Source organism: Allobosea sp. WAO, from assembly GCF_001509835.1.
GTDB lineage: Bacteria > Pseudomonadota > Alphaproteobacteria > Rhizobiales > Beijerinckiaceae > Allobosea.
Map to the genome: position 1 here is coordinate 110,120 of NZ_JXTJ01000004.1, position 11,131 is coordinate 121,250.

12 protein-coding genes are annotated in these 11,131 nt (G+C 67.4%); 6 read left to right on the forward strand and 6 right to left on the reverse strand.

Features of this window, described 5'->3' with window-relative positions; all coding sequences use genetic code 11:
• The first annotated feature begins 77 nt into the window (after positions 1 to 77).
• The 4 genes from DK26_RS05065 to DK26_RS05080 all read left to right on the forward strand — a co-directional run bounded on the left by DK26_RS05065 (position 78) and on the right by DK26_RS05080 (position 3,881).
• Positions 78 to 776, forward strand: coding sequence for a metal-dependent hydrolase (locus DK26_RS05065; protein WP_066470127.1), 699 nt, complete (start codon positions 78 to 80; stop codon positions 774 to 776).
• Between the two features lie 197 nt (positions 777 to 973).
• On the forward strand, positions 974 to 1,261 hold the full coding sequence (gatC, locus tag DK26_RS05070; protein ID WP_066469037.1) for an Asp-tRNA(Asn)/Glu-tRNA(Gln) amidotransferase subunit GatC: 288 nt from the start codon (positions 974 to 976) through the stop codon (positions 1,259 to 1,261).
• A gap of 99 nt (positions 1,262 to 1,360) precedes the next feature.
• A complete protein-coding gene (gene gatA / locus DK26_RS05075) occupies positions 1,361 to 2,875 on the forward strand; it encodes an Asp-tRNA(Asn)/Glu-tRNA(Gln) amidotransferase subunit GatA (RefSeq protein ID WP_066469042.1) in 1,515 nt (504 codons plus the stop codon).
• A gap of 118 nt (positions 2,876 to 2,993) precedes the next feature.
• The gene (locus DK26_RS05080) at positions 2,994 to 3,881 is read left to right on the forward strand and encodes a PhzF family phenazine biosynthesis protein (protein ID WP_066469043.1); all 888 of its coding nucleotides are present in this window, start codon (positions 2,994 to 2,996) and stop codon (positions 3,879 to 3,881) included.
• Between the two features lie 120 nt (positions 3,882 to 4,001).
• On the opposite strand, the gene DK26_RS05085 is transcribed toward DK26_RS05080, so the two are convergent.
• Complete coding sequence (locus DK26_RS05085) at positions 4,002 to 4,364, reverse strand: MmcQ/YjbR family DNA-binding protein (protein ID WP_066469044.1); 363 nt, start codon at positions 4,362 to 4,364, stop codon at positions 4,002 to 4,004.
• A 6-nt stretch (positions 4,365 to 4,370) separates the two neighbouring features.
• A complete protein-coding gene (locus DK26_RS05090) occupies positions 4,371 to 5,444 on the reverse strand; it encodes a malate/lactate/ureidoglycolate dehydrogenase (RefSeq protein WP_066469045.1) in 1,074 nt (357 codons plus the stop codon).
• Positions 5,445 to 5,638: 194 nt separating this feature from the next.
• On the opposite strand from DK26_RS05090, the gene DK26_RS05095 reads away from it, so the two are divergent.
• Positions 5,639 to 6,034, forward strand: coding sequence for an iron-sulfur cluster assembly accessory protein (locus DK26_RS05095; protein ID WP_066469046.1), 396 nt, complete (start codon positions 5,639 to 5,641; stop codon positions 6,032 to 6,034).
• 14 nt (positions 6,035 to 6,048) lie between these two features.
• On the opposite strand, the gene DK26_RS05100 is transcribed toward DK26_RS05095, so the two are convergent.
• Positions 6,049 to 7,107: a GGDEF domain-containing protein gene (locus tag DK26_RS05100; protein WP_066469048.1), complete on the reverse strand. Its 1,059-nt coding sequence runs from the start codon at positions 7,105 to 7,107 to the stop codon at positions 6,049 to 6,051.
• A 221-nt stretch (positions 7,108 to 7,328) separates the two neighbouring features.
• The gene (locus DK26_RS05105; protein ID WP_066469058.1) at positions 7,329 to 8,774 is read right to left on the reverse strand and encodes a DEAD/DEAH box helicase; all 1,446 of its coding nucleotides are present in this window, start codon (positions 8,772 to 8,774) and stop codon (positions 7,329 to 7,331) included.
• 168 nt (positions 8,775 to 8,942) lie between these two features.
• Here DK26_RS05105 and DK26_RS05110 point away from each other — a divergent pair, with 168 nt between their 5' ends.
• Positions 8,943 to 9,644: an alpha/beta fold hydrolase gene (locus DK26_RS05110; RefSeq protein WP_066469060.1), complete on the forward strand. Its 702-nt coding sequence runs from the start codon at positions 8,943 to 8,945 to the stop codon at positions 9,642 to 9,644.
• Positions 9,645 to 9,648: 4 nt separating this feature from the next.
• Here the strand turns inward: DK26_RS05110 and DK26_RS05115 are convergent, their stop codons facing one another.
• Both DK26_RS05115 and DK26_RS05120 read right to left on the reverse strand, forming a co-directional pair.
• Positions 9,649 to 9,909, reverse strand: a complete 261-nt coding sequence (locus DK26_RS05115) for a hypothetical protein (protein ID WP_066469062.1) — start codon at positions 9,907 to 9,909, stop codon at positions 9,649 to 9,651.
• 126 nt (positions 9,910 to 10,035) lie between these two features.
• On the reverse strand, positions 10,036 to 10,923 hold the full coding sequence (locus DK26_RS05120; RefSeq protein ID WP_066469064.1) for a LysR family transcriptional regulator: 888 nt from the start codon (positions 10,921 to 10,923) through the stop codon (positions 10,036 to 10,038).
• Between the last annotated feature and the right edge of the window lie 208 nt (positions 10,924 to 11,131).

The following is an 11,131-nucleotide window of genomic DNA, read 5'->3' on the forward strand; positions in this document are numbered from 1 at the left end:
CGCGTGCGGTTCGGCTTGGCGGCTTCATCTCGCCGTCCTAGACAGGCGCTGTCCAGATGCCTTTCGCGGAGACCGCCATGCAGCTCACCTGGTTCGGCCATTCGGCCTTTCGCCTCGACCTGCCTCAGACCTCGATTCTGATCGATCCGTTCTTCACCGGCAATCCGTCCTTCGAGGGCGATGCGGCAGCGGCGGCCAAGGGCGTCAGCCACATCGTTATCACCCATGGCCATGGCGACCATGTCGGCGACGCGCTCAGCATTGCCGAGGCGAACGATGCCACGGTGATCAGCAATTACGACCTTTGCATGCATCTCGCCTCCAAGGGCCTGAAGAAGTTCGAGCCGATGAACACCGGCGGCACGGTCGATCTCGGCGCCTTCTCGGTCAGCCTCGTCCGCGCCGATCACTCGGCCGGGATGGGCGAGGCCGGCGTCGTTGTACCCGTAGGCAGCCCCAATGGCGCCATCATCAAGGCGGCCGGCGAGAAGACGCTCTGGCACATGGGCGATACCGACATCTTCTCGGATATGGCGCTGATTTCCGAGATGCACGGCGTCGAAGTCTGCATCTGCCCGGTTGGCGACCGCTTCACCATGGGCGGCAAGGCTGCTGCCTTGGCGATGACCCGGTTCGTCAAGCCGAAGCTGGCGATTCCCTGCCATTACGGCACGTTCCCGATCATCGATCAGAGCGCTTCGGCCTTCGTCTCGGCGATGGCGGGCAGCGGCATCGAGGTGCTGGTGCCGCAGAAGGGCAAGGCGGTCGCGGTCTGAGGCGCCGCCGCCGTTGCGGCTGTCGGAATTCATCGTCGGCTTCACAGCTCTTCGTTGGTTTCCGGCGCCGCGCGGCTTTGCCGCTTGCCCGGAATGACGGCAGGTTCCGGCGGATGTGTTGCGAGCCGCCGATGGGCGCCGTATAGCCGCGGGGTAGCAGACCTATCCAAGACTGCCCGAAGTTCAGGAGCCCGCCCATGTCGGTCGACGCCGCCACCGTCAAACGCGTCGCACATCTCTCGCGCATCGCCGTCGAGGATGCTGATGTCGCGAAGCTGCAAGGCGAGCTCAACGCCATTCTCGGCTTCGTCGAGCAGCTCAACGAGGTCGATGTCGCCGGCGTCGAGCCGATGACCTCGGTAACGCCTATGGCGATGAAGAAGCGCCAGGACGTCGTCAACGACGGCGAGATCGCCAAGACGATCGTCGCCAACGCCCCCGCCTCCGAGGACGATTATTTCATGGTGCCGAAGGTCATCGAGTAAGGCGCGCGCTCGCCGGCGCGGCGAGCCCTGCGAGGCGGACCAGCCCTCGCGCCCGTACTGACGAAACGCCCGACAGCCCAGTTTTTCGGATTTTCCATCGTGACTGATCTCACCCACCTGACCCTGACCGAAGCCCGCGATGGGCTGAAGGCCAAGAGCTTCTCCGCCACCGAGCTCGCCAAGGCGCATGTCGCCGCTGTCGAGCAGGCGCGGGCGCTCAACGCCTATGTGCTGGAGACCCCGGAGCAGGCGCTGAAGCAGGCTGCCGCCTCCGATGCGCGGCTGGCCAAGGGCGAGGCCGGGCCGCTCGAAGGCCTGCCGCTCGGCATCAAGGACCTGTTCGCGACGCAAGGCGTGCGCACCACCGCCTGCTCGAAGATCCTCGGCAATTTCGTGCCGGCCTATGAATCGACCGTCTCGAGCCAGCTCTGGCGCGATGGCGCGGTGATGCTCGGCAAGCTCAACAATGACGAGTTCGCCATGGGCTCGTCGAACGAGACCTCGGCCTTTGGACCGGTGGTGAACCCCTGGCGCCGTGAAGGCTCGAATGTCGGTGCGGGTGCGGCCGGCAGTGTCGAGGGCAATCACCTCGTTCCCGGTGGCTCCTCCGGCGGTTCGGCCGCGGCCGTCGCCGCGCATCTGTGCCTCGCCGCGACCGCGACCGATACCGGCGGCTCGATCCGCCAGCCGGCCGCCTTCACCGGCACGGTCGGCATCAAGCCGACCTATGGCCGCTGCTCGCGCTGGGGCATCGTCGCCTTCGCGTCCTCGCTCGACCAGGCCGGGCCGATCGGCAAGACGGTGCGCGACTGCGCCGTGATGCTGCGCTCCATGGCCGGGCACGACCCGAAGGACACGACCTCGGTTGACCAGCCGGTGCCGGACTACGAGGCTTCCGTCGGTCGCTCGGTCAAGGGCATGAAGATCGGCATTCCCAAGGAGTACCGCATCGACGGCATCTCGCCGGAGATCGAGGCACTCTGGCAGCAGGGCATCGCCTGGCTGAAGGCCGCCGGAGCCGAGATCGTGGAGATCTCGCTGCCGCACACCAAATACGCGCTACCGGCCTACTACATCGTCGCACCGGCCGAGGCCTCTTCGAACCTCGCTCGCTATGACGGCGTGCGCTACGGCCTGCGCGAGCCCGGCCGCGACATCGTCGAGATGTACGAGAAGACCCGCGCCGCCGGCTTCGGCGCCGAGGTCAAGCGCCGCATCATGATCGGCACCTATGTGCTCTCGTCGGGCTATTACGACGCCTATTACCTGCGCGCCCAGAAGGTCCGCACGCTGATCAAGCGCGATTTCGAAGAGGCCTATGCCTCGGGGATCGACGCGGTGCTGACGCCGGCGACGCCGTCGGCCGCGTTCGGCATCGGCGAGAAGGGCTCGGCTGACCCGGTCGAGATGTATCTCAACGACATCTTCACGGTGACGGTGAACATGGCGGGCCTGCCGGGCATCGCCGTGCCTGCTGGCCTCGACAGCCAGGGCCTGCCGCTGGGCCTGCAGCTGATCGGCCGCCCCTTCGACGAGGAGACGCTGTTCTCGCTCGGCGAGGTGATCGAGCAGGCAGCCGGGCGTTTGGCCATCGGCGAGCGCTGGTGGGCCTGACCGACTTCTGACATCGGGCGGGCGCGGGCTGATCGGTCGCATTCCGAATCCTGATTTCCCGCGCGCGCACGCCGGTGGCAGTCTCCGTGCAACCTGATCGGGCTGCCGGAGAACCGCCATGCCGAATTATCCCTATGAGACCGTCGACGTCTTCACCGACCGGCGCTTCGGCGGCAATCAGCTCGCGGTCTTCACCGATGCGCGCGGCATGTCCGACGCCGAGATGCAGGCGCTCGCGGCCGAGATGAACTACAGCGAGACGACCTTCGTCCTGCCGCCGAGCGATCCGGCGAACACCGCCCGGGTCCGCATCTTCCATCGCACCGCCGAAATGCCCTTCGCCGGCCACCCCAATGTCGGAACGGCATGCGTGCTCGCGGCCCATGGCCGCGATCGCGACGGTCTGTTGCTGTTCGAGGAGATGGCGGGGCTCGTCGAGGTCAAGGTGGCGCGCGATGCCGCCGGGCTGGTGACCGGCGCCACCATCGCCGCGCCGCAGCCGCTCTCGCTCGGCCTGACGCTGCCGGTCGATGCGATCGCAGCCTGCGTCGGGCTCGCCCCGGAGGATATCCTCGTCAGCCGCCACCAGCCGCAGCAGGCCTCGGTCGGCGTCAAGTTCGTGCTGGTCGAGATCAGGCCAGAGGCGCTCGCCCGCGCAACGCCGGACATCAACGCCTACCGTAGGCTCGAGCGTGCGAACCCCGCGCTCGAGGGCCGGCTGTCCCTGTTCCTCTATGCCTGGGACGGCGGCAACGCTCGCGCCCGGATGTTCGCGCCGCTCGCCGGCACCTGGGAGGACCCGGCGACTGGCAGCGCCAGCGCGACGCTGGCAGCGCTGACATTGTCGCTCGGAAGCGAGGACGCGGTCGCCTTCGAGATCACCCAAGGTGTCGAGATGGGGCGACCGAGCCTGCTGCATGTCGCTGCGCGGCGGGTCGACGGCGAGATCCGCGCGACCGTGGGCGGCGGCTGCGTACCGGTGCTGCGCGGCGAAGCGACGCTGTGAGCAAGGCGCGTCATGCTCGGGCTTGACCCGAGCATCTCAGGCCGGATGAGCTTCCGATTGGCGTCTTCTCGTCCTGGGTTTCTCGGGTCTGCGCTTCGCTTCGCCCGAGAGTAGGGGCTGTCAGCCGCTCAAACCCAGTTCTGCACGCAGCTTGCGCGTCAGCCCGGCAGCGACCAGCCGATGGCTCTCGCGCAGATAGTCGCGAAAGGCATCGTCCGGCAGGCTCTCATCGGAGAAGCGCTGGATCCACTTCATGCCGCGCGAGGCGAGATAGGGCGCCGGACGGCACCCGGGCGCATCGCGCAGCATCTCATAGGCCATGGGCGAGCACTTGAACGAGACGAAGAGGGTCCCGTCGGCCTCGTCGCGGCCGAGCGCGAAGACCTTGCCGCCGACCTTCCAGACATCGGCGCCACCCCATTGCACGACATGGGTCGTCGCTGGCAGGGCGGCGCAGAAGGCGTTGTACTCGGCGAGGGTCATGCCGCCTCAGAAGCTCTCGGCGTCGATGCCGTGGCGCTTGGCGGCAGCGACGATCTGCGACCAGGTTTCGTCGTCGAGCGGGATGCCATCACGCTGCCGTTCGATCCGGGTCGCGCGCTCCTTGTCGCCCGGCGCCAGCACCGGCGCCGCCGGATCCTGCGGCGCGGCGGCGCGCACGAATGCAAGATAGCTCTCGATGCGCTTGCGGCGCAGGCTCGCGTCGGGCTCGAGGCGGGCAGGGTCGATCAGCACGCCGAAGAGCGAGTTGATGATCCAGCTGCGGTGCGGCTTCTCGTCGATGCGGGCGGCGCCCATCAGCCCGGCCGAGAGCAGCTCGGCGACCAGCGAGAGGCCGGCGCCCTTATGGTCGCCGAAGGGCAGCAGCGCGCCGAGCGGCAGGTCGGGAATGGCGTGCTGGAAGACGTGCTTGGGGTCGGTCGTCGGGCGGCCCTCGCCGTCGATGATGTAATCCTCCGGCACCGGCACGCCCTTGTTGAGCGCGACGCGGGCCTTGCCATGGGCCATGCGGCTGGTGGCGAAATCGAGGATGATCGGATCGTTCTCGGGCACCGGGATGCCGATCGCGTGCGGGTTGGTGCCGAAGCGCGCTTCCTTCGCGGCATAGGGCGCAACGATCGGCGGGCGGCCGGCGACATTGACCCAGAACAGCGAGATCAGCCCCGCCGCCGCCGCGACCTCCGCGTAATGACCGATGCGGCCGATATGGTGGGCGTCGAGCAGGTTCAGGATGGCGACGCCGCCGGCCTGCGCGATGGTGATGCCGCGCTCCACGGCATCACGGGCCGTCGGCTGGCCGAGCGCGACATTGCCGTCGGCGATCAGGAACGGCCCGGCCTCGATGCGGATCGACAGCTTCGATTCCGGCTTCAGATTGCCGTCGGCGAGCGAGTTGAAATAGAGCGGCAGCATGCCGACGCCGTGGCTGTCATGGCCGCTGAGATTGGCGAGCACGAGATGCTCGGCCGTCTCCCGGGCCTCGGTCTCGCTCCAGCCAGCGGCGGTGATCATGGCGGCGGTGAGGGCGCGGAGTGCTTCGGGCCGGTGCAGGCGATAGGTCATGGCGGCTTCTGGTCGGTATCCGGAAAAGGGAGATGAAGCGCCACAGTGCACGGGCAGCGATGCCGCGCAATGCACCAAGGTGAATTGGCGTGGCGGCGCCGGCGCATCTCGACGTTGCGTTCACCAATCCCTATGTTGCGGGATGCAATCCTGTTTTCACCGGACCTTGAATCCGGTCGAGGAGGGACGAGGGAATGTTCTCGATACCTGGTTTGAAAGTGGTCTCGCTGACCGATGCCGCTGCGGCGCGCATTCGCGAGATCATGGCGCAATCGGCCAATGACGATGCGGGGGCGCCCGCGCTCGGGCTGCGCGTCGGCGTCAAGAAGGGCGGCTGCGCCGGCATGGAATACACCTTCGAGGTCGCGCGCGAAGCCAAGAAGGGCGACGAGGTTGTGACCGAGAAGGGCGCGACCGTGGTCGTCGACGGCAAGGCCGTGCTGTTCCTGCTGGGTACCGAGCTCGATTTCAGGACGGACCGCTTCTCGTCGACCTTCGTCTTCAACAATCCCAATCAGGTCTCGGCCTGCGGCTGCGGCGAATCGGTCGAGATCAAGCCGCGGGCGGAGAGTGCAGTCGCGGCGCAGTAGCGCCCGGGCGGCCCTCAGGCGACCCTGGTCGAATCCATCACAGCGTCCTCGGTGACGGTCCGATTGCGGCCGTCGCGTTTGGCCTGCATCAGCGCGCTGTCGGCCCGCTCGACGATAGAGCTGATCGTGTCGCCGCGATGATAGACCGCGACGCCGAGCGAGATGGTGATGCGGCCGAGGTTCTCATTGGTCGAACGCTTGACCAGCTCGCGCGTCAGCAAGGCCTGCCGCACGGTCTCGGCACCGAATTTTCCGGCGGTGACGTCGGCATCGGGCAGGATGATCGCGAACTCCTCGCCGCCGAAGCGGGTGATCACCGCCTTGTCCTTGAACTTGTCCTTCATGGTCCGCGAGACCAGGCGCAACACCTGGTCGCCGGTGAGGTGGCCATGTGTGTCGTTGAAATGCTTGAAGAAGTCGATGTCGGCCATGACCAGCGCGAAGGGCTCGCGCCGCAAGGTGGCCTGATCGATCGCCTTCTGCAGCATCTCCTCGAAATGGCGGCGGTTGGCGAGGCCGGTCAGCGGGTCGGTCAGCGCTTCGGCGCGGGTCGATTCCAGTGCCTCGCGCAGATTGCGGATCTCATGGGCGCTTTCCCGCAGCTGGGTTTCGAGCTGGGTTTTGCGCGCGACTTCTTCACGGGTCGAAAGAACGAGCGCCTCGACCCATTCGCGCAAGCGCTGGCGATCCGCCGAAGGCGGAACTTCGTCGGACATGGCGCAGAGCCGGCCATGGTACTTTTCGCTGGAGGCGAGGGTCTGGTCGACCAGCGCCATCATCGCGTCGATCTCGCCGAGCACCTGCAGGCTGGTACGCTCGGCCTGGCGGGAGAGCCGCTCCGTACCGATGAAGCGCTCATAGAGGGTGTCGATATCGGCGACGCCGACCTCGCCATTGCTGCCGGCGATGATCGCATTCATCGCGATGCTCAGTGCCGGCATCTCGCCGCTGAGATGGGCGTACCAGACTTCGAAGGCGCGGGGATACCCGGGCGAGTAATGTTGACGCATGGCGGCGACGACGCGCTCCGCCAGATCGTGAACCTGCGGCGAAGCTGAATTGTCGGTACTCATCACGCCTGTCCCCCGCCGGGCGATCACTCGTCTTGCGACGATGACCGGCCCTGCATCAACCGAAACGGGACATCCTGTCCTGGTCTGGCTGGAACAAGCTTCCCGCCGAAAGCCGGCGAGCGCCGACCTTCAACCCGGACGGGACCTTAAGGGAGTGGGGTTAAGGCAACGTTTCCTTGCCGAATTCTGCCGTTCGGCGGGCTCGATGCTTGAGGAAGACTTCAGTCGGCCCGAACCGAGCGCAGCAGGAATGCCGGCACGTGATCGCCGAGGCCCTTGACCTTCGGCCCGTCGTCGAGATCGTCCCGACGCGGAGTGCGCGGCCGCTCGCTGTTCCGACGCGGAGCGTGGTCGGCGACCGGCTCGTGGCGCGGCTGACGCTCGCGCTGCGGCGTCGCCTCGCGGGTGGCTTCGGCGTCTGCCTTCGGCTCGCTGCGCGGCGGCCTGGCGTCGCGACCGCCGCGGGTGTTGCGTCCACCCCGGCGCTCCTCGCCGCGGCGACCACGGCGCTCTTCGCGCGGCTCCGCCGGCGGCAGGGAGTCGAGGCCCGGGCCTTCCCATTCGATGGTCTTGCCGGTCAGCTTCTCGATCGCCGCGACCAGTTTGTCGTCATGGCGTGTCACGATGGTGAAGGAGGCGCCTTCGCGCCCGGCGCGGCCAGTGCGGCCGATGCGATGGACATAGTCCTCGGCGTGGGTCGGAACGTCGAAATTGAAGACGTGGCTGACCGCAGGGATGTCGAGGCCGCGGGCCGCGACATCGCTCGCCACCAGGATCGGGTTCTCGCCGGTGCGGAAGGATTCGAGAGCCGCCATGCGGGCGTACTGGTCCATGTCGCCATGCAGGGCGACAGCTGGGAAGCCGTGCTTCTGCAGGGACTTGTGCAGCGTTGCTACATCGCGCTTGCGGTTGCAGAAGACGATCGCGTTCTGCAGGTCCTTGGCGTCGCGGATAAGCTTCCGCAAGGTCTCGCGCTTCTCGTAGTCCTGGCTGTTCGAAGCGATCAGGCGCTGGGTGATGGTGGCGGCGGCGGTCGCCGGGCGCGAAACCTCGACGCGCACCGGGTTGTGCAGGAACTGCTCGCTGATCCGCGTGATTTCCGGCGGCATGGTCGCCGTGAAGAACAGGGTCTGCCGGGTGAAGGGCACCAGCTTGCAGACGCGCTCGATGTCCGGAATGAAGCCCATGTCGAGCATGCGGTCGGCCTCGTCGATGACGAGCAGTTCGACGCCGGTGAGCAGGAGCTTGCCGCGCTCGACATGGTCGAGCAGACGACCGGGCGTCGCGATCAGCACGTCGACGCCGCGGGTGATCTTGGCATCCTGGTCGCCGAAGGAGACGCCGCCGATCAGCAGCGCGACCGAGAGCTTCTGGTTGACGCCGTAGCGGGTGAAGTTCTCCTCGACCTGGGCCGCGAGCTCACGGGTCGGCTCGAGGATCAGGGTGCGGGGCATCCTGGCGCGGGCGCGGCCGTTCTCCAGGATGGTCAGCATCGGCAGGGTGAAGGCCGCGGTCTTGCCCGTTCCGGTCTGGGCGATGCCCAGAACGTCCTTACGAGCCAGGACATGCGGAATGGCCTGGGCCTGGATCGGCGTCGGCGTCGTGTAGCCAGCGTTAGTGACGGCCGTCAGAACTTTATCGCTCAGGCCGAGTTCGGCGAAGGACATCGAGGGTTGCGCTTCTTCTGGGTCGGTGACACGTGGCGGGATGACCGATCGACCACCACGGTGGCGCGACTTTGCTTGCCTGCGCGCCTTCGGACGTTCGTGGAATGCAGAAAAAGCAGGGCAAAGTCAACATTCTAGCGAGGTTAGGCGATGATGAGCGCGAGAAGCATGGCAGTTCCCGAGCCCCTGGTGCTGATCCCGGGGCTGAATTGCACCGCAGCGCTCTATGCGCCGCAATGGCCGGCTTTGGCGCCCGGAAGGCCGATTCTTGTCGCTGAAACGAGTTCTGACGAGACTATCGGCGCGATCGCCGAACGTCTGCTGGCGGCCGCGCCCGAGCGTTTCGCACTCTGCGGATTGTCGATGGGCGGCTACGTCGCCTTCGAGGTGATGCGGCGTGCGCCGAAGCGCGTGACGCGGCTGGCGCTGCTCGACACCAGCGCGAAACCCGCGACGCCGGAAACCAACCAGCCCCGCGAGCAGATGATCGCGCTCGCCGAGAAGGGTGCCTTCGACAACGTCACGACCCTGCTGTGGCAGAAGCTGGTGGCGCCGGCGCGGCTCGCCGACGAGGCGCTGCGGCTCGTGGTGCGCCAGATGTCCGAGGAGGTCGGCGCCGAGGGTTTCGTGCGCCAGCAGCGGGCGATCATGGGGCGGATCGATTCACGCCCCGGACTGTCGGCCATCGCGGTGCCGAGCCTGGTGATCGTCGGCGCCGAGGACGAGATCACGCCGCCGGCCGAGGCGAAGACGATTGCGAGCGGAATCGGCGCCAGCGCGCGCTATCTGGAGATTCCGGGCTGCGGCCATCTCTCGACGCTGGAGGCGCCGGAGATCGTGACGAAGGCGCTGCTCGACTGGTTCGGCTGAGGCTTCAGCGCTGGACGACGCACGGGTCGAGCCTGGTCTCGCCGGCGCGCTTGGCGAGCGAGCCGGTGACCATCGGGTCGACGATCTGGCCCTTGGCGGCGGCGGTGGCGGCTTGCCGCATTCCGTCACGGTCGAGATGGGCCGTCTGGTAGGAGACGAAATTGGCTGCGATCACCGAAAGGAAGGCGATCGCTGCGCCGGCTTTGGCGACATCGGCGACCATGCCGCCGTGTTCGTTGCGCAAGAAGGCCATGACGAGGCGCATCGCGCTCTCCTGAAAGAAGGCATGGCGTCAGACGCCGACAAGCAGAGAATGCAACCGAGCCTGTAAAGACTTGGTTAGCGAAATTGTCGCGTGGCCGAAGACTGCATAAGGCGCCGGCCTGGAAGGTCAGGTCGCCGAGGGCAGGGCGCCGATGCCTCTGCCGACCCCTTCCAGATTCGCCCGGTTCTCGCGGAAGACCCGGCGCAGCTCCGCCAGCACGGCAAGCACCGCCGGGCGCTGACGGGCGATCTCGTGCGAGACGAGGAAGATCGCGTCGGCGGTCGCCTCCGGTGGCTCCTCGATGCGGACGAGGTTCTCGTCGGCATCGGCGATGAAGCAAGGCGCCATCGAGACCGCGCCGGAAGAGCGGATGCTTTCGTAGCGTGCGGCGGAATCGGCGACCCGCGCCGCGATCGGCCGGCCGGCGGCCCAGGCGAGGATATGCTCGTCTATTCGTGAGGAGACATCGCGGCTGACCGAGATGATCGGCGCCTTGGCCGGGTCGACGCCGCGCTTGGTATAGAGCGCCTGCACGAGCCGGCCGACCTTCTGGCCGAAATAGCCGTTGCCCTCCGGCGGCTTGCGCATGCGGATCGCGATCTCGGCCTCGCCGCGGGCAAGGTCGAGCCGCTCGCGCGTGCTGAGTATCACGATCTCGACGCCGCCGGCGGCCGCCGAGAGCCGCGTCGCGTTCATGGTGAGGAGCAGGCTGATCGAGGTCGTCGCGGTGATCCGCACCGGCGCATCGTCGGCGGGCAGGGCTGCCTTCGCGCGGTTGGCGAAGCGGGCGGCCGCCGCGGCGACTGCTGCCGCCTCCTGCGCCAGCGCCGCGCCGATTTCGGTCGGGATCAGGCGGTTGGCGCCGCGCTTGAACAGGGGAAAGCCGAGCCTCGCCTCGAAGCTGCGCAACCGTCTTGCGACCGTGGTCTCGCTCAGCCCGAGCGCCACCGCCGCCACGGCCAGCGCACCGGCGGTCGCGACCGCGTGGAAGATCTCGATATCCTCCCAAGGCATGGCCCCGGGCACGCCGTCGCGTCGAGATGGAGAGGAAGCAGGCTGCCCCATGCGATCAGCTGCCAGCGGCAGGGCGTGGAGGCTGGATGCTCCGGCGTTTCATGGCAGGTACAGGATGAGAGGTTTCGCATGCGGACAGGATGTCCGCATGGCAGTGTTCCCGCAGCCCGGCAGGAATGCGGGGGAGCCCGGCGCGGTCGCCGCTGCC

What these genes read in the sequence shown, in the direction of transcription:
- DK26_RS05065 (WP_066470127.1), top strand. Translation starts at nt 78, where the DNA reads ATGCAGCTCACCTGGTTCGGCCATTCGGCCTTTCGCCTCGACCTGCCT.
- gatC (WP_066469037.1), top strand. Translation starts at nt 974, where the DNA reads ATGTCGGTCGACGCCGCCACCGTCAAACGCGTCGCACATCTCTCGCGC.
- DK26_RS05080 (WP_066469043.1), top strand. Translation starts at nt 2,994, where the DNA reads ATGCCGAATTATCCCTATGAGACCGTCGACGTCTTCACCGACCGGCGC.
- DK26_RS05085 (WP_066469044.1), bottom strand. Translation starts at nt 4,364, where the DNA reads ATGACCCTCGCCGAGTACAACGCCTTCTGCGCCGCCCTGCCAGCGACG.
- DK26_RS05090 (WP_066469045.1), bottom strand. Translation starts at nt 5,444, where the DNA reads ATGACCTATCGCCTGCACCGGCCCGAAGCACTCCGCGCCCTCACCGCC.
- DK26_RS05095 (WP_066469046.1), top strand. Translation starts at nt 5,639, where the DNA reads ATGTTCTCGATACCTGGTTTGAAAGTGGTCTCGCTGACCGATGCCGCT.
- DK26_RS05100 (WP_066469048.1), bottom strand. Translation starts at nt 7,107, where the DNA reads ATGAGTACCGACAATTCAGCTTCGCCGCAGGTTCACGATCTGGCGGAG.
- DK26_RS05105 (WP_066469058.1), bottom strand. Translation starts at nt 8,774, where the DNA reads ATGTCCTTCGCCGAACTCGGCCTGAGCGATAAAGTTCTGACGGCCGTC.
- DK26_RS05110 (WP_066469060.1), top strand. Translation starts at nt 8,943, where the DNA reads ATGGCAGTTCCCGAGCCCCTGGTGCTGATCCCGGGGCTGAATTGCACC.
- DK26_RS05115 (WP_066469062.1), bottom strand. Translation starts at nt 9,909, where the DNA reads ATGCGCCTCGTCATGGCCTTCTTGCGCAACGAACACGGCGGCATGGTC.
- DK26_RS05120 (WP_066469064.1), bottom strand. Translation starts at nt 10,923, where the DNA reads ATGCCTTGGGAGGATATCGAGATCTTCCACGCGGTCGCGACCGCCGGT.